Genomic DNA, 20,078 nt, shown 5'->3' on the forward strand with positions numbered 1-20,078 from the left:
CACGTCGGGTGGCCCGGACCGGAGGGCGGCCGTGTTCGGTCGTCGCCTCCGATTACCCTGACCGGGTGATTCGACGGTCCGCGGCGCCCACGGGCGTGCAACTCGACATCGGCGACATCGGCACTCCGCTGGGCGCCGTGTCCTTCGTCGTGCTGGACTTGGAGACGACCGGCACCAGCGCCACGAACTCCCGGATCACCGAGGTCGGCGCGGTGCGGGTGCGCGGCGGGCGGGTGGAGGAGGAGTTCACCACACTGGTGGACCCCGGTGTGCTCATCCCCGCCGAGATCACCCTGCTGACCGGCATCACCCAGTCCATGGTGGCCACCGCGCCGCCCCTGGAGGAGGTGCTGCCGCGGGTGCTGGCCCTCCTCACCGCGCAGGAGCACACCGCCCTGGTCGCCCACAACGCCCCCTTCGACGTCGGGTTCCTCAAGGCTGCCTGCGAGCGCCACGGCGCGACCTGGCCGGACCCGCCGGTGGTGGACACCCTGCGCCTGGCCCGCGCCGTCCTGCCCCAGGGGCAGACCCGCAACCACCGGCTGGGCACCCTGGCGGCGTTCTTCGGCTCACCGGTCACCCCCAACCACCGGGCCCTGGACGACGCCCGCGCCACCGTCACCGTCCTCACCGGGCTCATCGACCGCCTCACCCCGCTGGGGGTGGGCAGCCTTGAGGAGCTGCGCGCGGTCACCAAACCGCCCACCAAGGCCCAGCGCGCCAAGCGGCACCTGGCCGAGGGGCTGCCCGAGCGCCCCGGGGTGTACGTGTTCACCGACGCGCGCGGCGCCGACCTGTACGTGGGCAAGAGCAACAACCTGCGCCGCCGGGTCGCCTCCTACTTCACCGCCGCCGAGAACCGCCAGCGAATCCGGGAGATGGCCGGGGTGGCGGCGGGCGTCACCCCCATCGTGTGCGCCACCGACCTGGAGGCGTCGGTGCGCGAGCTGCGCATCATCGCCGAGCGCAAACCCCCCTACAACCGGCGCTCGCGCAACCCCGAACGGGTCCGCTGGGTCACCCTGACCGCCGAGCCCTACCCCCGCCTGTCGGTGGTGACCACCGTCAAGGACGACGGCGCCCCCTACATCGGCCCCTACGCGTCGGCCCACGAGGCCGAGCGGGCCAAGGAGGCGCTGCTGCACGCCCTGCCGCTGCGCCGGTGCACGCACCGGCTCACCCCCGGCGGCACCGGCGGGGTCGTCCCCTGCGTGCTCGCCCAGATGGGCCGCTGCGGCGCGCCCTGCGACGGCACCGAGCCCCTGGACGCCTACCTGGAGCACGCCGCGGCCGCCCGCACCGCCATGACCGGCGACCCCGGCGCCGTCGTGGCCGCCCACACCGAGCGCATCGCCGAACTCTCCGCCGACCTGCGCTACGAGGAGGCCGCGGCGCTGCGGGACCGGCTCGCCGCGTTCCTGCGCGGCGCCCGCCGCGCCCAGCGCATGGCCGCCCTCGCCGCCGTCCCCCACCTGGTCGCGACCCGGCGCGGCCCCACCGGGTGGGACACCTGCGTGGTCCGCCACGGGCGGCTGGCCGCCAGCGCCGTGCTGGAGCCCGGCACCGACCCCGCGGCGTTCCTGCGCGCCCTGGCCGCCACCGCCGAGACCGTCGAGCCGGCCGTCCCCCCGCAGTCCGCCGCCCTGCCCGGCGAGACCGAGCTGATCCTGGCCTGGCTGGACGACCCCGCGACGCGCCTGGTGGAGATCGACGGGGAGTGGACATGCCCGCTGCGGTCGGCCGAGGCGCACACGGAGATGACACACTGGGCGCATGGCCGCGCTACCGCTCAATGACGACCACCCGGTCCGCCGCACCCCCGTCGTCGCCTACCTGCTGATCGCGGCCAACGTGCTGGCCTACCTGATGTCGCCGCAGGCGACCACGGCGGTCTGGTACCCGGCCGACATGGTCGAGCGCTTCTGCTCGATCCAGGACTACTTCATGCGCTGGGGCGCGGTCCCCGCCGAGATGTTCGGGCACACCGACCTGGCCGACCCGGTCGTCCCCCAGTGCGGGAGCATCGAGGGCAAACAGGTGTGGCTGTCGGTGTTCGCCTCCATGTTCGTCCACTCCGGCGCCGCCCACCTGGTGGGCAACATGGTCTACCTGTTCGTGTTCGGGCCGGTGGTGGAGGACCGGATCGGGCGGCTGCGGTTCCTGGCGCTGTACGCGGTCACCGGCCTGGCCGCCGCCTACGGCTTCGCCCTGGGCGACCCGCAGGGCATGATCCCCATGGTCGGCGCCTCCGGCGCGATCTCCGGGGTGCTCGGCGCCTACCTGGTCGTGCAGTTCCGCAGCCGGGTCACCACCCTGGTGTTCGGGGTGGTCCCCATGCGCCTGCCCGGGTGGGCGCTGGTGGGCAGCTACTTCGTCCTTCAGTATCTTCTCTACGTCACCACATCGAACGCCCCCGGTGCGGGCTCCGGCGTCGCCTACGCGGCGCACGTGTACGGATTCGTGGCCGGGGTGGTCGTGGGATGGGTGGTCTACCGGCTGCGATGGCGCTCCGGGACGCGGCTCTCCGACGTCTACTAGCCGTGCGCGGCCCCGGGACCTCCGCCCGCGCCGACACCGCCCAGGAGGCACAGTGATCACCGCGATCGTCATGATCAAGGCCGACGTCCACCGCATCCCCGAGGTCGCCGAGGCCATCGCCGAGATCGACGGGGTGAGCGAGGTCTACTCGGTCACCGGCGGGGTCGACCTCATCGCCATGGTGCGGGTCCGCCGCCACGAGGACCTCGCCGAGGTCATCCCCGGGCGGGTCAACAAGGTGCCCGGCGTGCTCTCCTCCGACACCCACATCTCCTTCCAGACCTACTCCAAGCACGACCTGGAGTCCGCGTTCGCCATCGGCTGGTAGCCGCACGCGAAGGGGCGGGCGCCGCGCGGCGCCCGCCCCTTCGCGCTCTCCGGCGGGACCCCTCGGGACCCGCCGGACGCGCCCTAGAGGTCCTTGGCCAGCTCCTGGCTGGTCTCCACCCAGGTCGCCAGGGTCCGCTCGGCGGCACCGCCGTCGATCGCGGCCTCCGCCCGCTCGTACCCCGCGCGCACCGCGTCCACCAGCGGCCCCTCGACCCCGTCGACGGCGGCCAGCGCCGCGCCGGCGTTCAGCAGGACCGCGTCGCGCACCGGGCCGGGGCGGCCCGCCAGCAGGTCGCGCACCGCGCGGGCGTTGAACTCCACGTCGCCGCCGCGCAGCGCGTCCGGCGCGGACCGGGGGATGCCCAGGTCGGCCGGGTCCAGCGTCTCGCGCCGGGCGGCCCCGTCGCGCACCACCCACACGGTGGAGGTGGTCGTGGTGGTCAGCTCGTCCAGGCCGTCGTCGCCGCGGAACACCAGCGCCGACGCGCCCCGCCCGGCGAACACCCCGGCCATCACCTCGCACATGCGCTCGTCGAACACGCCGATGGCGGCCGCCGTCGTCTGCGCCGGGTTGGTGAGCGGGCCCAGGAAGTTGAACACCGTCGGCACCGCCAGCTCGCGGCGCGGCTTGGCGGTGAACCGGAACGAGGGGTGGAAGACCGGGGCGAAGCAGAACGCGATGCCCGCCTCCTGCGCCACCCGCACGGTCAGCTCCGGCGGCAGGTCCAGGACCACGCCCAGCCGCTCCAGCACGTCCGCCGTCCCGCAGGAGGAGGACGCGGCGCGGTTGCCGTGCTTGACCACGCGGGCCCCGGCCGCCGCGGCGACGATCGCCGCCATCGTCGACACGTTCACGGTGTGCGCCCGGTCGCCGCCGGTGCCGACGATGTCCAGGGTGGGGCCGGGCACCTCGATGCGGACGGCGTTGTCGAGCATGCCCCGGGCCAGGCCGGTCACCTCCGACACGCTCTCGCCCTTGGCGCGCAGCGCGATCGCGAAGCCCGCGATCTGCGCGTCGGTCGCCGAGCCCGACATGATCTCGTTCATCGCCCACGCCGTGTCGGCGGAGCTGAGGGTGGTCCCGCCCAGCAGGGCGGTGATGAGGTTGGCCCAGGTCCGCTCGGTGACGGCGGAGTTCTCTCGGGGCTCGGCGGCGGGGACGTTCATTTCGACTCCAGGGTGACAAGGGCGTGGGGCCGCACGGGCGCGGCGCGGTCACGACCGCGCCGCGGCCCTTCTCAGTGCAGCGGGGGACGGGGGAGGGCGCCGCCACGCCATCGCCCGGTGTCGGCGCCGTGGTTCAGGGCACCGCCCACCGCGCGGCGACGGCGCATGCTCCCCTCGCCGTTGTCACTCGTCACGGAGGTCACCCGCTGAGCGCGGTGAGCCGGCGGCGCATCAGCTCCGCCAGCGAGCCGGCCAGCGCGACCGGGTCGATCGGGTGGCTGACCACCTGCTCCGCCTGCGACCAGGTCGCCAGCCAGCCGTCGTCGCGGCGGCCCACCAGCAGCAGCACCGGCGGGCACCGGTAGATCTCGTCCTTGACCTGGCGGCACAGGCCCATGCCGCCGACGGGGGCGGCCTCGCCGTCGAAGATCGCCACGTCGATGCGCTCGGAGGGGTCGGTCTCCTCCAGCTTGCGCAGCACCATCGGCGCCGTGGCGCACTCGACGAGCTCCACCCTGGGCACGTCCGCGGCCGGTCGGCGGCCGATCGCCAGGCGCACCTGCTCGCGGGTGTCGGCCTTGTCGCTGTAGACCAGCACGCGCATCCGGGCACCCGTGTCCGTACCGCTGTCCACCATCGCGCAACCGTCCCATCGCTTCGGACCAGGGCCGCCGCCGTGGGGGGTGCGGCCGAGGCGTTCGTAGGCTGTGTGCCTCTGACTCTATTGCCTTGGGGTCCCGGTGCCCAGGAGTTCCGGATCCGCCGGTGCGGGGCTGAGACCTTCGACACCACAGGATGCCAGTACCTCCCCGGGGTGCGCTAACCGGCCTCGCGGCGGGCGTTGTGCAACGGTGACCGTTTCGTTGTCCCGCCGTTGGACGAAGGGGATTGAAGGGGCATCCAGGGGGGTACGGAACGCCTTCGGTGCCCGAGGATCGCGTCCGGGGCCGGACGCGGGCGCGTCGGAGGGCCGCAGGGACGGGCCGAGGCGGTACAGTAACGCCCGAGTCACGGTGAAACCCCTGCCCGGAGGCCGCGAGACGGTCGATACCGGTACCGATCCGCCTCCTTACGGGGGGTCGAGTACGGACCTTCGCGAGATGCCGTAATAATGCTCCCGTGGCGACAGCAACCGCGAAACCAAAAACAGCACCGACACCAGCCCATGGTGCGGCAAAGCGTCCTGACCTGGTGAGCGTTGGCACCATCGTGTGGTTGGCCAACGAGCTCATGTTCTTCGCTGCGCTGTTCGCGATGTACTTCACCATCCGATCGGTGATCAACGGCAACCCCGACCTGGGGGCCTGGCCCGACACGCACCTCAACGTGCCGTGGGCCTCGACGATCACCGTGGTCCTCGTGGCTTCCAGCTTCACCGCTCAGGCAGGCGTCTGGGCCGCCGAGCGCGGTGACGTGAAGAAGCTGCGCATGTGGTTCTTCATCACGTTCTTCATGGGCCTGTTCTTCGTTCTGGGGCAGGCGTACGAGTACTACGAACTCATCGCGCACGAGGGCCTCACCCTGCAGTCCAGCCCCTACGGGTCGATGTTCTACCTGACCACGGGCTTCCACGGACTCCACGTCATCGGTGGTCTGATCGCGTTCCTCATCATGCTGGGACGTACGTACGCAGCGAAGCGCTTCACTCACCAGCAGGCGACCAGTGCGATCGTCGTGTCCTACTACTGGCACTTCGTCGACGTGGTCTGGATCGCTTTGTTCTTCACCATCTACTTCATCCAGTAACCCGAAACGGGGAAACCGTGAAATGGATTACCGCGCGGCGACGGCATCCCCTTGCGGGGTATGTCGTCGTCATCCTCGCGCTAGCCCTGTTCGGGGTGGGGTACGCCGCAGTGGCCCCCACCTCCGACCAGGCGCAGGCGCAGACCCTCGCCGCTGACGCCCCGTCCCCCGAGGACGTGGACGTCGCCGAGGGCAAGACCATCTTCGACCAGACCTGCGCCTCGTGCCACGGCCTGGACGGTTCGGGCGGCGAGTTCGGCCCGGACCTGCGCGACGTTGGTCCCGCGGCGATCGACTTCCAGGTCAGCACCGGCCGCATGCCGTCCATGAACCCGGACGCGCAGATGCCGCGCAAGCCGATGGTCATGACCGAGCAGGAACTGGCCAACCTGATCGCCTACTACAACGAGTCGATCCGCAACGGCGGCAACGGCGCCGAGATCCCGTACGACGTTCCCGACGTCGCCCCGGACTTCGCCGACTTCGAGCCGCTCCGCAGCGACTTCGACAGCGATGAGGCCTACCACGAGGCCGTCGAGGAGGCCGAGGCCGAGTACCAGGCGGCCCTCGAGGAGTACGAGGCCGAGTACGACGACTACATCTCCGGTGCCGATGACACCGAGATGGGCATGCGCCTGTACCTGACCAACTGCGCCCACTGCCACGGCTGGTCCGGCGGCGGCGGCGCGCTCACCGACGGCCGGTGGGCGCCCGAGATCCACGACTCGACTCCGCGTGAGATCTACGAGGCCATGGTCAGCGGCCCCGGCGCCATGCCGATGTTCAGCGACGGCGTCCTCGCGCCGGAGGAGAAGCAGGAGCTCATCTCCTACGTCAAGACCCTCCAGGCCGAACCGAACGCCGGTGGCATTTTCGACCTCCAGCGGGTCGGCCAGGTCGCCGAAGGCCTGATCGGGTGGGTCGTCGGGCTCGCCCTGATCGTCGCCTGCGCGATCTGGATCACCGCGAAGCAGCGTGCCCATGACTGAGAACAACACCAACAACAACGGTGACGAGACGCCCGAGCGCGTCGTCGGCACCCCCACGGACGACAGGCCCGTCGTGACCGACGGTCCCCGTCCCGAGGAAGAGCACGCCGGCCCGTACCCGGCGTCGGAGACCCACTTCAGCTCCGAGGAGCAGCAGCGGGCCGGAGAGAGGGTCGCCTCCCTCTGGTTCGTCCTCGCCTTCCTGGGCGGGATGGGGTTCCTGGTCTCCTACTTCCTGTTCACCCCCGGCGAGATCGCCGACCCGCAGCTGGGCCAGTACTCGAACATGCTCCTGGGCGGCACGCTCACCCTCGCCATGTTCGGCATCGGCGCGGGCATGACGGTGTGGGCCCGCAAGGTCATGCCGCACTACGAGGTCTCCTCGCCCTACGACGAGCTGCCCTCCAGCGACCAGGAGAAGGGGTCCTTCAGCGACTTCTTCATGCGGGGCGCCGACGAGAGCGGGTTCACCAAGCGCCCGCTCATGCGCCGCACCCTCATCCTGGCGATGGTGCCGCTGGGCCTGGCCCCGCTCGTGCTGCTGCGCGACACCGGCCCGCTGCCCGGCGACAAGCTGAAGAACACGCCGTGGGAGAACGGCCGCCGCATGTACGTCGAGGGCACGCACCGCTACGTGCGCGCCGAGGACTTCGAGAACGACCCGTACGGGATGATCTCCGCCCTCCCCGCCGTCGACGACGACCACTACCCGCACGGGATCAGCCTCAACGACTCCGCCAAGTCCGTCATCCTGCTCATCAAGATGCCGGCCGAGGACTGGAAGCCGAGCATGGAGGACGAGATCGAGGTCGACGGGGAGGTGGCCCCGCGTCTGAATTGGACGCACAATGGGATCATCGCCTACTCGAAGATCTGCACCCACGTGGGCTGCCCGGCCGCGCTGTACGAGCGCACGACGCACCGCATCCTGTGCCCGTGCCACCAGTCCACGTTCGACGCGTCGGACGCCGCCAAGGTCGTCTTCGGCCCGGCCCACCGGCCGCTGCCGCAGCTTCCCATCGGCGTCGACGATGAGGGCTACCTCATCGCGCGGGGCGACTTCACCGAGCCGCCCGGTCCGACGTTCTGGGATTACGCGAAGGACTAGTCGATGAGCAAGACCACCCAAGCACCCAAGGCGCTGCGCGGCGTCGGCAACTTCATCGACGACCGCTTCCACGTCGCCAAGATGGGCGAGAAGAACCTGCGCAAGGTCTTCCCGAACCACTGGTCGTTCATGCTGGGCGAGATCGCGCTGTACTCGTTCATCATCCTGCTCGTCACCGGTGTCTTCCTCACGCTCTGGTTCAAGCCGAGCATGATCGAGGTCGTCTACGACGGGCCCTACGAGCGCCTCAACGGCGTCGTCATGTCGGAGGCGTACGCCTCGACGCTGCACATCGACTTCGCGGTGCGCGGCGGGTTCCTGGTCCGCCAGATCCACCACTGGGCCGCGCTGATCTTCGTGGCCTCGCTCGTCGTGCACATGCTCCGCGTGTTCTTCACCGGGGCGTTCCGCAAGCCGCGCGAGATCAACTGGATCATCGGCGTCGTGATCTTCACCCTGGCGATGCTCGAGGGCCTCTTCGGCTACTCGCTGCCGGACGACCTGCCCTCGGGCATGGGCGTTCGCATCCTCCAGGGCGTGATGCTGGCGCTGCCGCTGGTCGGCACGTACATCTCGATGTTCCTGTTCGGCGGGGAGTTCCCCGGCGAGGACATCATCACGCGCCTGTACATGCTGCACGTGCTGGCGATCCCGGCGCTCCTGCTGGGGCTCATCGTCGCGCACTTCATGATCCTGTGGCACCAGAAGCACACCCAGTACCCCGGACCGGGGCGTACGGACAAGACCGTGGTGGGAACCCCGATGTTCCCCGGCTTCGCGGTCAAGGCCGGCGGGTTCTTCTTCTTCACCTTCGCGGTGATCGCGGGTCTGAGCGCGTTCGTGCAGATCAACCCGATCCACCTGTTCGGGCCCTTCACCCCGACGTCCATCACCTCCGGGCTCCAGCCCGACTGGTACATGGGCTTCATGGAGGGTTCGCTGCGCATCTTCCCGAACTGGTTCGACTTCCAGATCTTCGGCTACGCCGTCCCCATCGGCGTGCTGGTGCCCGGACTCGTCATCCCGGGCATCATCTTCGGCGGTCTGGGCGCCTGGCCGTTCCTGGAGCAGTGGATCACCGGCGATAAGCGGGCGCACAACGTGGCCGACCGGCCGCGCAACGCCCCGGTCCGCACCGCCGTGGGCGCCGCGGGCATCACGTTCTACGGGATCCTGTGGCTCGCCGGGTCGAACGACATCATCTCGGAGACGTTCTCGATCAGCCTCTACGTGACCACGTACATCTTCCGTGTACTGGCCATCGTCGGGCCGATCATCGCCTTCATCGTCGCCAAGCGCATCTGCCTGGGCCTGCAGCGCCGTGACCGGGAGAGCCTGGAGCACGGGTACGAGAGCGGCATCATCCAGCAGCTGCCCAGCGGTGAGTTCATCGAGGTGCACAAGCGCAACTCGGAGGAGACCACGGAGGTCCTGGCCAGCAAGCCGGAGATCACCTCCACGGCCCTCACCGAGCCCGAGACCGACGACAAGGGCGTCAAGAACCCCGCGTCGCGCAAGGCCAAGGGCCGCCTCCGCCGCGCCCTCGCCGAGTGGTACACCAAGGACAACGTGTCCCTGGACGGGGTGGAGCCGCACAGCGGCCACCACCTCCACCACTCCGACGAGGTCGTGAAGGAGCACGCTTCCCACCACTGACCGAGGTGAAGCCCCACAGGGACCCGGCCGACGGCCGGGTCCCTGCGTTTTCGGGGGGTGCCCGCCGGGGGTCCTCAGGGCCCCGTTGCGGGGCCTTCGCTGTAGAGGGGTGGGGCGGGGGGCACCGTCCGGTGCCGCAGCCACGGCCGGCGGGCGCTCTGGGACCCGCACCCCGGTCCGAGGGGGCCCTCATGCCTTTTCAACGCTGCGGTGGGTGGCGGGTCGGTCTGTATGGGGCCGAGGCACGACCGGAGGGCACATCATCTCCTTCGACCCCAGGGGGCGCGCGTATCTGCGGGCCCCGGCCGCAGGGGGTCGTCCACCCACCTGGAAACCTCAGCCACAGCCGGAGGGCGTGGCTGGGCCCCCGCCACAGGGGGTTGTCCACCCGATCGGGCCCCTGAGCCACAGCCGGAGGGCGTCGCTGCTTCCTCCGCCATAGGGGGTGAGGGCCGCAGGAGGCTTCCCGCCCCGGCCCCAGGGGGTTGGGGTAGAGCGGTACTCGGCCCGGGCCCCGGGGGGTGAAGCGGACTGTGAGGTTTCCAGGACGTGCACCATCTGGGAAGGGCGGTCTGTGGTCGCAGCCACAGGTGACTGGTTTCCAAGAGCCCGATCGCCTGTGAAGGTACAGTCGCGGAGCGTGGATCCGTCCCCGCGCAGTCGGTGCCCGGCAGAGCGCCGGGCGGTTGCGTTGGGCGCACACCGTGGGTGGTGGGGGTGCGCTTTCCGGGGACGGGTCCGCGCGAGGTGCGCACACCCGCACCGCCTGGAAAGGTTGGGGGCGCCGGTGGCGGTGAGGGGGCTCCACGCTGTTGCCTACTCCCGCGCGTGACCGCGGTACCGGTCAGTGCCGGGGGTGAAAGCCGCGCGCACCCGCAGCCCCGAGCCATAGGGGGTGTGGGGAGGAGGAACCGCGACCCCCCGCTCCAGGGGGTGTCGCCGCACGTTTCCGCGACCTCAGCCCCAGCCCGGGTGCAAGACCGCGCAGCTCAACCCACGGGGGTGAAGGCCGCGCGTACCCGCGGCATCAGCCAGAGGGGGGTTAGGGAGGAAGAATCGGAAGCCCCGCCACAGGGGGTGAAACGCGCACGTGTCCGCGACCCCCGCCCAGGCACGGAGGAGAGACCGCGCACCTTCACCCCCGCCGTGGCCGGGGTCGCGGTCCTGTGTCCGGGCTGTGGCCGAGGCTGCGGGCACGTACCGCTTTCACCCCCTGCGGCGAGGGTCGCGGGTGCGCGCGGCGACACCCCCTGGGGGTGGAGGTCGCGGTCCTGTGTCCGGGCTGGGGCCGAGGGCGCGGGTACGTACCGCTTTCACCCCCTGGGGCGGGGTCGCGGGCCCTCCTTCCCACACCCCCTGGGGCGGAGGTGCGCGGTCTGGTGTCCGGGCTGAGGCTGATGCCGCGGGTACGTGCGGCGACACCCCCTGGGGCGGGGGTCGCGGTCTTTCCTCCCTAACCCCCCTCTGGCTGTTGCCGCGGGAACGCGCGGCTTTCACCCCCTACGGCCAGGGTCGCGGTCCTGTGCCCGGTCTGGGGCTGAGGTCGCGGGTACGTGCGGGTTTCACCCCCGCTCCCGTCCGTACCGCGGTCATCCGCGGGAGTAGGCAACAGCGTGGAGCGCCCCCACCGCCGCCGGCGCCCACAACCTTTCCAGGCGGTGCGGGTGTGCGCACCTCGCGCGGACCCGTCCCCGGAAAGCGCACCCCCACCACCCACCATGTGCGCCCAACGAAACCGCCCGGCGCTCTGCCGAGCACCGACTGCGCGGGGACGGATCCACGCTCCGCGGCTGTGCCTTCACAAGCGATCGGGCTTTTGGAAACCAGTCACCTGTGGCTGCGACCACAGACCGCCGTTCCCAGATGGCGGACGTCTTGGAAACCTCACAGTCCGTTTCACCCCCTGGGGCCGAGGCCCCGGTCGGGTGCACCAACCCCCCTGGGGCCGGGGCGGGAAGCCGCCTGCGGCCCTCACCCCCTGGGGCGGGGGCCCAGCGATGCCCTCCGGCTGTGGCTCGGGGCCTCGGTGGGGTGGGAAACCCCCTGCGGTGGGGGCCCAGCGATGCCCTCCGGCAGTGGTCAAGGGCCCCGGTCAGGCGGGAAACCCCCTGGGGCGGAGGCGCTGCGATGCCCTCCGGCTGTGGTTGAGGGCCCCGGTCAGGCGGGAAACCCCCTGTGGCCGGGGCCGACAGGTACGTGCGGCCCTCACCCCCGTGTGTCCGGGGCGGTGGGAACGCCCACCCCCACCCCCTGGGGTCGAAGGAGATGATCCGCCCTCCGACCGTGGCTCGGCCCCCAACAGACACCCGCCACCCACCACAGCGTTGAAAGAGCATGGGACACCCCTCGGGCCGCAGCGGGAAGCCACCTGCGTCCCTCACCCCCCTGGGGCGGGGGCCCAGCGGTGCCCTCCGGCTGTGGCTCAGGTTCCCGGTCGGGTGGGAAACCCCTCTGGGCGGGGGCGCTGCGATGCCTTCCGGCTGTGGCTGGGGTTCCGAGGAGGGTGGCCAACCCCCGGTGGCCGAGGCCGGCAGGTACGTGCGGCCCTCACCCCCGTGTGGCTGGGGCGGAGGGAACGCCCACCCCCACCCCCTGGGGTCGAAGGAGATGATGCGCCCTCCGGTCGCGGCTCGGCCCCCGACAGGCCGACCCGCCACCCATCACAGCGTTGAAAGAACACGGGGACACCCCCAGACCGCGGCGGGAGACGCCTGCGGCCTCCGCCCCGATCCCGGCCGCGGGTGGGGCCGGTGGGATCGGTGTCCGGTATGTCGGGGGTTTCGGCAGGCCCGAAAAAACCGGTCCCCCTCGAAGAGGAGGACCGGCCAGTGAGGGGTGGAGATCAGCCCGCGTAGATCTCCTCGATCTCCTTGCTCCACTCCTTGTTCACCACGTGGCGCTTGACCTTCAGGGAGGCGGTCATCTGGCCGCTCTCCTCGGTGAAGTCGCTGGGCAGGATCTTGAACTTCTTGATCGCCTCGGCCTTGGACACCGCCTGGTTGGCGTGGTCGACCGCCTCCTGGATGGCCGCGACCAGGTCCGGGTCCTCGGTGAGCTCCGGGATGCCGCCGGTCTTCTTGTTGGCGGCCTTCCACTGCTCGAAGGACTCGGGGTCGATCGTCACCAGCGCGGCGATGAACTTGCGGTTGTCGCCGACCACCATGCACTGGCTGACCAGGGCGTGGGCGCGGATGCGGTCCTCGAGCACCGCCGGGGCGACGTTCTTGCCGCCCGCGGTGACGATGATCTCCTTCTTGCGCCCGGTGATGCTGAGGAAGCCGTCGTCGTCCAGCGACCCCAGGTCGCCGGTCCGGTAGAAGCCGTCCTCGGTGAACGCCTCCTGGGAGGCCTTCTCGTTGTTCCAGTAGCCCACCATGATGTGGTCGCCCTTGAGGAGGATCTCCCCGTCCTCGGCGATGCGGATGGTGGTGCCCGGCATCGGCTGGCCGACGGTGCCGATCTTGTTGAACTCCGGGCTGTTCACGGAGGTCGGGGCGGTGGTCTCGGTGAGGCCGTAGCCCTCGATGATGGTGAACCCGATGCCGCGGAAGAAGTGGCCCAGCCGCGCGCCCAGCGCGGAGCCGCCGGAGACCGCGTACTCGGCGTTGCCGCCCAGCGCCGCCAGGAGCTTGCCGTAGACCAGCTTGGCGAACAGGGCGTGCTTGAGCTTGAGCGTGAGGGGGATGCGCCCGGTGGCCAGCGCCTGGCTGTAGGCGATGGCGGTGTCGGCGGCCGCGGCGAAGATCTTGCCCTTGCCCTCGGCCGTGGCCTTCTGCTCGGCCTTGGTGTACACCTTTTCGAACACGCGCGGCACGGCCAGCAGGAAGGTCGGCTTGAACACCGAGAACTGCTCGATGAGGTCGGGCCCGGTGGAGGGGTAGTGGCCCAGGGTGGCCTTGGCCTCGATGACCATCACCTGCACGAAGCGGGCGAACACGTGCGCCAGCGGCAGGAAGAGCAGGGTGGAGGGGTTCTCCCGGCCGCGCAGGACCCGCTTGGCGGGGCCCTCGAGGGCGCTGTGCGCGATGAAGAGGAAGTTCCGGTGCGTCAGCTGGCAGCCCTTGGGGCGCCCGGTGGTGCCGGAGGTGTAGATGAGGGTGGCGAGGTCGTCGGCCTTGACCGCGGTGCGGCGCTCCTCCAGGTCCTCGTCGGAGACCCCGGACCCGGTGTCGCGCAGCTCGGCGAACTCGGGGCCGTCGAAGCGCCAGATCTCCTTGAGCTCGGGGGCCTTGTCGCGGACGGAGGTGATGCGCTCCGCGTGGGCCTGGCTCTCGACGAACACGGCCTTGGCGGCCGAGTCGGAGAGGATCCACTCGATCTGCTCGGCGGAGGAGGTCTCGTAGATGGGGACGGTGACGGCGCCGACGGACCAGATCGCGTAGTCGACGACGGTCCACTCGTAACGGGTGCGCGACAGCAGGGCGACGCGGTCGCCGTGCCCGATGCCGGCGTTGATCAGGGCCTTGGCGTAGGCGGCGATGTCGCCGTGCAGCTCCGCGACGGTGACGTCGCGCCACTGGCCGGACTCCTGCTGGCGGGCGGCGACGGCGCTCGGCTCACCGGCCGCGCGCGCGTAGAGCGTGTCGGTCAGCCGCGCGTCATCGGAGATCTCGGCTTTCGCGGGAGAGCTGTATTCGCGCACGTGATGCTCCTGGACGTGTACGGGTTCTGGATGTTCAAGGACGTGACGACCGTAACAACACCATGCTACTCGTGAGTAGAACGGGTTGCCGTTCGGTATCCAACAGTGATCCCCCGTTGGGCGGGTCGTATGTACGCGGGTGCGGCCTGTGACGTCCGGTGAGCGTGCAGGTCAGGAACCCGTTACGCACGCGAACTATACGCTCGGGTCGTGCTTTGCGCACATCAGTGATCGTTCGCGTCGTGTGTCCGTTTCATTTCTCGGTGTGGAACATCGGGGCTCCCCTGATCCTTCCCTGATCCCTCCCGGGGCACCCGGCGCGGCGCCCCCGGGGCGGTTAACGTGAAGCGAGAACCGGCCTGTCGAGGAGGACCTGATGGCGGAGAACACCGGCGACATCATCGATGACGCCCTGAGGATCGTTGACGGCCTGCAGCGCAGACTGCTGATCGCCGGGGTCAAGCGCGGTGTCGGCGCGGTCACCTCCCCGCCGCCCAAGGGCGACGTGTGGGAGGAGGCCATCCGCCTGGAGGCCGAGCCCGAGCCGCGCCCCCTCGTGGAGGAGGTCCTGGGCATCGTGCGGGAGTCGGCCCCGGAGATCGCCGGGCACCTGGGGCGCGCGGGCCTGGGCATGGTGGGTGCGCTGGGGAGGACGCTGGGGGCGCTGGAGCGCTCCCTGGAGCGCGAGCGGCGCGCCTCCGAGCACGCCCCGGACACCTCCGCGCCCTGGCGTGCCGAGGAGCGCCCCGAGGGGGAGGGGCGCCAGGTCACCTCGTAGCACAGCCGGGGTGTCCACAGCGGTCCGAGCCTGGTTTAATCGAATGGTTTACACCATTTGAAAAGACCCATGCCATGGGCCTGGCTACTTATGTCAGAGTTCGGGCGTAAGTGAGAAGGAGCCGCCCCTCATGCTGACCATCGGAGTGGACATCGGCGGGACCAAGGTCGCCGCCGGGGTGGTCGACCACGACGGGCGGATCCTGGACCGCGTCAAGTACCCCACCCCCGCCAACGACCCCCGCGGGCTGGCCGACGTCGTCGCCAAGGCCGTGGACGAGCTGCGCGGCCGCCACGGCGAGGTCCAGGCCGTCGGGGTCGGCGTGGCCGGGTTCGTCGACGAGGACCGCGCCACCGTGCAGGTCGCCGTCAACCTGGGCCTGCGCGACGACCCCCTCAAGGAGCGCGTCCAGGAGAGGGCGGGCCTCCCCGTCGTCATCGAGAACGACGCCAACGCCGCGGCCTGGGCCGAGGCCCGCTTCGGCGCCGGCCGGGGCAGCGACCACCTCGTCTGCGTCACCCTGGGCACCGGCATCGGCGGCGGCCTGGTCATGGGCGGCCGGCTGCACCGCGGGCGCTTCGGCGTGGCGGCCGAGGTCGGCCACTACCGGGTCGTCCCGCACGGGCGCCGCTGCGCCTGCGGCAACCACGGCTGCTGGGAGCAGTACGCGAGCGGCCGCGCCCTGGTCGCGGCCGGACAGGACCTGGCCCGGACCGACCCGGCGGCCGGCCGGCGGATGCTGGAGCTGGCGGGCGGCGTCGTGGAGCACATCGAGGGCCACGTGATCACCGAGGCGGCCGGAGAGGGCGACGAGGGCGCGCTCTCCTGCTTCCGCACCATCGGCGAGTGGGCCGGCGTGGGCCTGGCCGACCTGGCGGCCATCCTGGACCCGGAGTGCTTCGTGCTGGGCGGGGGCGTGTCCGACGCCGGCGAGTTCATCCTGGAGCCCATCCGCGACTCCTACGCCCGCCACGTCTCCGGGCGCCCGGGCCGCCGGCTGGCCGAGGTGCGCCTGGCGGAGCTGGGCGGCGAGGCGGGCATCGTCGGCGCGGGCGACCTGGCCCGCCACTGACCCCCGGGACACCGACCCCCGGGAACGGCGAAGGCCCCGGTGCGCGCACCGGGGCCTTCGCCGTGGTCTATTCGGCGGGGGAGTCCCCTGCGGCCTTCGCGGCCTTCTTCTCCGCCCGGCGGGCCCGGCGCTCCTCCTTGCGGCGCTCCTTCTCGGCCCGGCGGCGCTCCCTGCTGTCGGCGCTCTGCTCCTTGCGGGCCTCGCGCGCCTCCTCCTCGAGCTCGGCCTTGACCGCCTGCGCGTAGCGGTCCACGTACTCCTGGCCGGACAGCTCCATGAGCGCGTACATGATCTCGTCGGTGACGGCGCGCAGGACCCGCTGGTCCTTCTCCATGCCGTAGTACCGCGAGAAGTCCAGGGCCTTGCCGAACTTCACCACCGGGCGGATGCCCAGCTTGGGGACGGTGCGCCCGGGGGGCATGATCTTGTCGGCGTTGATCATCGCCATCGGCACCACCGGGACCCGCGCCTCCAGCGCGATGCGCGCCACGCCGGTGCGGCCCCGGTACAGGCGGCCGTCGGGGGAGCGGGTGCCCTCGGGGTAGATGCCCAGCAGGTCGCCGCGCTTGAGCACCTTCAGCCCGGTGCGCAGCGCCGCCTCGCTGGCCTTGCCGCCGGAGCGGTCGATGGGGATCTGGCCCACGCCGGAGAAGAACGCCCGGCTGGCCAGCCCCTTGACCCCGGTCCCGGTGAAGTACTCCGCCTTGGCCAGGAACGTGATCTTGCGCGGCAGCGGCAGCGGCCCGAAGAAATGGTCGGAGAACGACAGGTGGTTGCCCACCATGAGGGCGGGCCCGCGGCGCGGCACGTTCTCCACGCCCTCGGCGCGGGGCTGCCACAGCACGGCCAGGATCGGCCCCAGGATCGCCTTGACCACCCAGTAGAACATCTCTTCGGATCACCCCTGCACACGCGGGGAGCTCCGGGCAGGGTCTGCCGCGATCCGCTGTCCCGCTCGGCCAGCACTGCGATGAGGATACTCAGTTCGTGCCACGTGATGCGCGACACCCCTCTTTGGGGACGAGAGCGGAACATGGGTGCCCACCCATGACAAACGGTCCGCGGAACGGTTAGCCTCACGCCTGTGAAGCCGGGGTGACCGCCGCGGCACCGTCGTCCTGTCACGCGCGCCGCGGCGCCGTACGCATCCCTGGGGGAAGTCCGTGAGACCGACCGAAGACACCGCGCTGATCCCCGGGGCGGAGCCCTTCAGCCACCACGGCTCCGGTGTGGGCGTCCTGCTGTGCCACGGGTTCACCGGCTCCCCCCGCTCCATGCGCCCCTGGGCCGACCACCTGGCCGCGGCGGGCCTGAGCGTGGAGCTGCCCCTGCTGCCGGGCCACGGCACCGTCTGGACCGACATGGCCCTCACCACCAGCGACGACTGGTACGCCGAGGTCGAACGGGCGCTGCTGGAGCTGTCCTCGCGCTGCTCCGAGGTCTTCGTCATGGGCCTGTCCATGGGCGGCGCACTCTCCCTGCGCCTGGCCCAGGAGCACCCGGACCTGGTGCGCGGCCTGGTCCTGGTCAACCCCTCGCTGGCGGTCGAGGACCCGCGGCTGCCGCTCATCGCGCCGTTCCGCACCCTGGCGGCCAGGTTCCTGCCCTACACCCCCGGCCTGGAGAGCGACATCGCCAAGGACGACGTCGGCGCCGGTGAGGGGGGCTACGACCGGGTCCCCACCGCGGCCGCCGCGACACTCCCGAAGCTGTGGCGCGCGGTTCAGGAGGGCATGTCCGGTTTGCGCGCGCCGATTCTGGCCTACCGGAGTCCCCAGGACCACGTTGTCGGACCGCGCAGTCTGCGTATCCTCGCTAGGAGAGCGGTCAACACCCGGCTGACGATCCACCTGCTCCACGACAGCTATCACGTGGCGACCCTCGACCATGACGCCGCCGACATCTTCGACGGAAGCCTCGCCTTCGTGCGGGCCCACGCCAGAAGCGGGGAAGGAGCCGACCGATGACGCAACGTCGGGGTAACGGCCTGCTCGCCGACGCCTACGTGCCCCTGATCCTGCTCGCGCCCACGCACGCCGACCTGATGCTGGAGGCGCTGCGGCGCAGCGGTATCGCGGCCTACGCGGTGCCGCTGGCGGAGGACGTCCTGGAGCCCCCCGGGGGCGACGGGGACGATCCGCCCACCGACCACCTGTACGTGGACGCCGAGGAGCGCGTCGCGGCCGAGCGGGTCCTGGGCACCGAACTGCCGGAACTGGGGGTGCGCGCGGTCCCCGAGGCCGAGGAGCGCCGCGAGGAGGCCGACGCCGACGACCAGGAGGCCGCCGTCGGCGGGGACCTGCTGGACGGCCCGCCCGGGAACGTCGACCCGGACGCCCCTCCGGCGCGCTCCGCCGACGAGGACGCGGTGTGGAACGACCTCGTCGCCCGCTTCTACGACGACGACGCTCCGTCCTCCCGCGGCGCCCGGTGGCCCGACGCCGAGAACGCCGGTCCCCCCGCGCCCCGCGGGAGGACGGAGACGCCGACGCCGGGGGACATCCTCGCCGGCGACCCCGACGACGAGGACGACGACGAGGAGGCGCTGCGCCGCGCCGAGGACGAGCTGGAGGGCCACTACGAGCCGCCGCCCCCGCCGCCGCTGCTCCAGGGCGACCGGCTGGGCATCGCGGCCTGGTTCGGCCTGCTGGGCGGACCGGTCCTGGTGTTCGGCGCGGCCTTCCTGGGGCTGACCCTGCCCAACTGGCTGATGTTCATGGCGGTGGTGGCGTTCCTGGCCGGGTTCGTCATCCTCATCCTGCGCATGACCGACGGCAGGCCGCCGGGTGACAACGGTCCCGACAACGGGGCGGTGGTCTGAGCCCTGGGCTTCGACATCCCCCTGTGGCGCGGCATCTCGCTGTTCCGCGCCGCGGCCCTGGTCTATTCGCTGCTGCTGCTCGTCCAGCACCACGAGCACCTGACCCGCCCCTGGCTGGGCTGGACGGTCCTGGTCGCCATGGCGGCCTGGACGGTGGTCGCCTCCTCCGCCTACGCCCGCCCGGAGCTGCGCACCGGGCGGCTGCTCCTGACCGACCTGGCGGTGGCCTTCGCCTGCCTGTTCGCCACCGCCCTGGCCGCCACGCCCTTCTACCTCACCCAGGCGCCGCCGCTGAGCGGCTACTGGTTCGCCGGGGCGGCGCTGGCCGCCGGGGTCGTCTGGGGGCGCCGGGGCGCGGGCGCCGTGGCCGTGCTCTACGGCGTCGCCGACATCACCCTGCGGGTCGTCATGGGCGCCCCCATCACCCCGGCCACGGCGCGTGGCGTGGTCCTGCTCCTGCTGGCCGGGCTGGCGGTCGGCTACATGGCGCGCGTGGCCGGGCAGGCAGAGGAGAGGTTCGCCCGGGCGGTGGCCCTGGAGGCGCGCCTGCGCGAGCGCGAGCAGCTGGCCCGCTCCATCCACGACTCGGTGCTGCAGGTGCTGACCCTGGTGAGCCGCCGCGGCGCGGAGGCCGGGGGAGAGGCCGCCGAGCTCGGACGCCTGGCCGGGGAGCAGGAGGTCCGGCTGCGCGCCATGATCACCGACGGGCTCACCGACCTCACCGGGGTCCCGCCCGGGCCGGGGGCGGCGCGGTCCGCCGCGGCGCCGGGCCCGGCGGACGCGGGGGCCGGCGCCGACCCCGAGGTCGACCTGCGCGATCCCCTGCGCCGCCTGGAGTCGGTGCGGGTGTCGGTGTCGGCCCCGGCCACCCCGGTGCCGCTGCCCGGCGCCGTCGCGGCCGAGCTGCTCGCCGCGGTCGAGGCGGCGCTGGCCAACGTCGTGCTCCACTGCCCGCCCGGGACCCGCGCCTGGATCCTCGTGGAGGACGAGGAGGACGCCGTCACCGTCACGGTCCGCGACGAGGGCCCGGGCATCCCGGAGGGGCGCCTGGAGGAGGCGGGCCGGGAAGGGCGGCTGGGCGTCGCCCAGTCCGTGCGCGGGCGGCTGCGGGATCTGGGCGGCACGGTCGAGGTCTTCTCCGCCCCGGGCCAGGGCACCGAGGTGGAGATGCGCCTGCCCCGCTGACCCCGGGGGCCGGGCCCGCCGGGTGCGCGGGCCGCCAGAGGGGCGG

16 protein-coding genes are annotated in these 20,078 nt (G+C 71.7%); 12 read left to right on the plus strand and 4 right to left on the minus strand.

The annotated features are described in order from the left end of the window. Positions 1-68 precede the first annotated feature (68 nt). From KGD84_RS09490 to KGD84_RS09500, 3 genes are read left to right on the plus strand one after another with little or no spacing between them, the layout of a single operon-like run. Positions 69-1,796: a DEDD exonuclease domain-containing protein gene (locus tag KGD84_RS09490; RefSeq protein ID WP_220565642.1), complete on the plus strand. Its 1,728-nt coding sequence runs from the start codon at positions 69-71 to the stop codon at positions 1,794-1,796. After that, on the plus strand, positions 1,774-2,538 hold the full coding sequence (locus KGD84_RS09495; RefSeq protein ID WP_220559898.1) for a rhomboid family intramembrane serine protease: 765 nt from the start codon (positions 1,774-1,776) through the stop codon (positions 2,536-2,538). Before KGD84_RS09490 ends, KGD84_RS09495 begins: the two co-directional genes overlap by 23 nt. 52 nt (positions 2,539-2,590) lie before the next feature. Next, positions 2,591-2,866, plus strand: coding sequence for an Lrp/AsnC family transcriptional regulator (locus KGD84_RS09500; protein ID WP_220559899.1), 276 nt, complete (start codon positions 2,591-2,593; stop codon positions 2,864-2,866). A gap of 83 nt (positions 2,867-2,949) precedes the next feature. On the opposite strand, the gene trpD is transcribed toward KGD84_RS09500, so the two are convergent. Both trpD and KGD84_RS09510 read right to left on the minus strand, forming a co-directional pair. Continuing rightward, positions 2,950-4,035, minus strand: a complete 1,086-nt coding sequence (gene trpD, locus KGD84_RS09505) for an anthranilate phosphoribosyltransferase (protein WP_220559900.1) — start codon at positions 4,033-4,035, stop codon at positions 2,950-2,952. Positions 4,036-4,234: 199 nt separating this feature from the next. After that, positions 4,235-4,672 (minus strand): hypothetical protein, encoded by a 438-nt coding sequence (locus tag KGD84_RS09510; RefSeq protein ID WP_220559901.1) that lies wholly within the window; start codon positions 4,670-4,672, stop codon positions 4,235-4,237. 482 nt (positions 4,673-5,154) lie between these two features. Here KGD84_RS09510 and ctaE point away from each other — a divergent pair, with 482 nt between their 5' ends. Genes ctaE through qcrB form a run of 4 tightly spaced genes read left to right on the plus strand, consistent with a single transcriptional unit; the run spans position 5,155 to position 9,534 of the window. Beyond that, positions 5,155-5,781, plus strand: a complete 627-nt coding sequence (gene ctaE / locus KGD84_RS09515; RefSeq protein ID WP_220559902.1) for an aa3-type cytochrome oxidase subunit III — start codon at positions 5,155-5,157, stop codon at positions 5,779-5,781. A gap of 17 nt (positions 5,782-5,798) precedes the next feature. Further along, positions 5,799-6,770 (plus strand): cytochrome c, encoded by a 972-nt coding sequence (locus tag KGD84_RS09520; RefSeq protein ID WP_220559903.1) that lies wholly within the window; start codon positions 5,799-5,801, stop codon positions 6,768-6,770. Continuing rightward, positions 6,763-7,878, plus strand: coding sequence for a cytochrome bc1 complex Rieske iron-sulfur subunit (qcrA, locus tag KGD84_RS09525; RefSeq protein WP_220559904.1), 1,116 nt, complete (start codon positions 6,763-6,765; stop codon positions 7,876-7,878). Before KGD84_RS09520 ends, qcrA begins: the two co-directional genes overlap by 8 nt. 3 nt (positions 7,879-7,881) lie before the next feature. Beyond that, positions 7,882-9,534, plus strand: coding sequence for a cytochrome bc1 complex cytochrome b subunit (gene qcrB / locus KGD84_RS09530; protein ID WP_220559905.1), 1,653 nt, complete (start codon positions 7,882-7,884; stop codon positions 9,532-9,534). 2,842 nt (positions 9,535-12,376) lie between these two features. On the opposite strand, the gene KGD84_RS09535 is transcribed toward qcrB, so the two are convergent. Further along, a complete protein-coding gene (locus tag KGD84_RS09535) occupies positions 12,377-14,176 on the minus strand; it encodes an AMP-dependent synthetase/ligase (RefSeq protein WP_220559906.1) in 1,800 nt (599 codons plus the stop codon). Between the two features lie 376 nt (positions 14,177-14,552). On the opposite strand from KGD84_RS09535, the gene KGD84_RS09540 reads away from it, so the two are divergent. Together KGD84_RS09540 and KGD84_RS09545 are read left to right on the plus strand one after the other, a co-directional pair. Continuing rightward, a complete protein-coding gene (locus KGD84_RS09540; RefSeq protein ID WP_220559907.1) occupies positions 14,553-14,954 on the plus strand; it encodes a hypothetical protein in 402 nt (133 codons plus the stop codon). Positions 14,955-15,084: 130 nt separating this feature from the next. Next, on the plus strand, positions 15,085-16,026 hold the full coding sequence (locus tag KGD84_RS09545; protein ID WP_220559909.1) for an ROK family glucokinase: 942 nt from the start codon (positions 15,085-15,087) through the stop codon (positions 16,024-16,026). A 67-nt stretch (positions 16,027-16,093) separates the two neighbouring features. Here KGD84_RS09545 and KGD84_RS09550 read toward each other — a convergent pair whose 3' ends face one another. Further along, the gene (locus KGD84_RS09550) at positions 16,094-16,915 is read right to left on the minus strand and encodes a lysophospholipid acyltransferase family protein (RefSeq protein ID WP_220559910.1); all 822 of its coding nucleotides are present in this window, start codon (positions 16,913-16,915) and stop codon (positions 16,094-16,096) included. A 274-nt stretch (positions 16,916-17,189) separates the two neighbouring features. Here KGD84_RS09550 and KGD84_RS09555 point away from each other — a divergent pair, with 274 nt between their 5' ends. The 3 genes from KGD84_RS09555 to macS are packed head-to-tail and all read left to right on the plus strand — an operon-like array spanning position 17,190 to position 20,032. Then, on the plus strand, positions 17,190-17,993 hold the full coding sequence (locus KGD84_RS09555) for an alpha/beta hydrolase (RefSeq protein WP_220559911.1): 804 nt from the start codon (positions 17,190-17,192) through the stop codon (positions 17,991-17,993). Next, positions 17,990-18,847, plus strand: coding sequence for a hypothetical protein (locus KGD84_RS09560; protein ID WP_220559912.1), 858 nt, complete (start codon positions 17,990-17,992; stop codon positions 18,845-18,847). Before KGD84_RS09555 ends, KGD84_RS09560 begins: the two co-directional genes overlap by 4 nt. Before the next feature lie 57 nt (positions 18,848-18,904). Then, positions 18,905-20,032, plus strand: coding sequence for a MacS family sensor histidine kinase (gene macS, locus KGD84_RS09565; protein ID WP_370634682.1), 1,128 nt, complete (start codon positions 18,905-18,907; stop codon positions 20,030-20,032). Positions 20,033-20,078 lie beyond the last annotated feature (46 nt).

The sequence above is a fragment of the Nocardiopsis changdeensis genome, from assembly GCF_018316655.1.
Lineage (GTDB): Bacteria > Actinomycetota > Actinomycetes > Streptosporangiales > Streptosporangiaceae > Nocardiopsis > Nocardiopsis changdeensis.

Excerpts from the sequence above, each read along its gene's own strand:
- KGD84_RS09495 (WP_220559898.1), top strand. The coding sequence starts at position 1,774 with ATGGCCGCGCTACCGCTCAATGACGACCACCCGGTCCGCCGCACCCCC.
- trpD (WP_220559900.1), bottom strand. The coding sequence starts at position 4,035 with ATGAACGTCCCCGCCGCCGAGCCCCGAGAGAACTCCGCCGTCACCGAG.
- KGD84_RS09510 (WP_220559901.1), bottom strand. The coding sequence starts at position 4,672 with ATGGTGGACAGCGGTACGGACACGGGTGCCCGGATGCGCGTGCTGGTC.
- qcrA (WP_220559904.1), top strand. The coding sequence starts at position 6,763 with ATGACTGAGAACAACACCAACAACAACGGTGACGAGACGCCCGAGCGC.
- qcrB (WP_220559905.1), top strand. The coding sequence starts at position 7,882 with ATGAGCAAGACCACCCAAGCACCCAAGGCGCTGCGCGGCGTCGGCAAC.
- KGD84_RS09540 (WP_220559907.1), top strand. The coding sequence starts at position 14,553 with ATGGCGGAGAACACCGGCGACATCATCGATGACGCCCTGAGGATCGTT.
- KGD84_RS09545 (WP_220559909.1), top strand. The coding sequence starts at position 15,085 with ATGCTGACCATCGGAGTGGACATCGGCGGGACCAAGGTCGCCGCCGGG.
- KGD84_RS09550 (WP_220559910.1), bottom strand. The coding sequence starts at position 16,915 with ATGTTCTACTGGGTGGTCAAGGCGATCCTGGGGCCGATCCTGGCCGTG.
- KGD84_RS09560 (WP_220559912.1), top strand. The coding sequence starts at position 17,990 with ATGACGCAACGTCGGGGTAACGGCCTGCTCGCCGACGCCTACGTGCCC.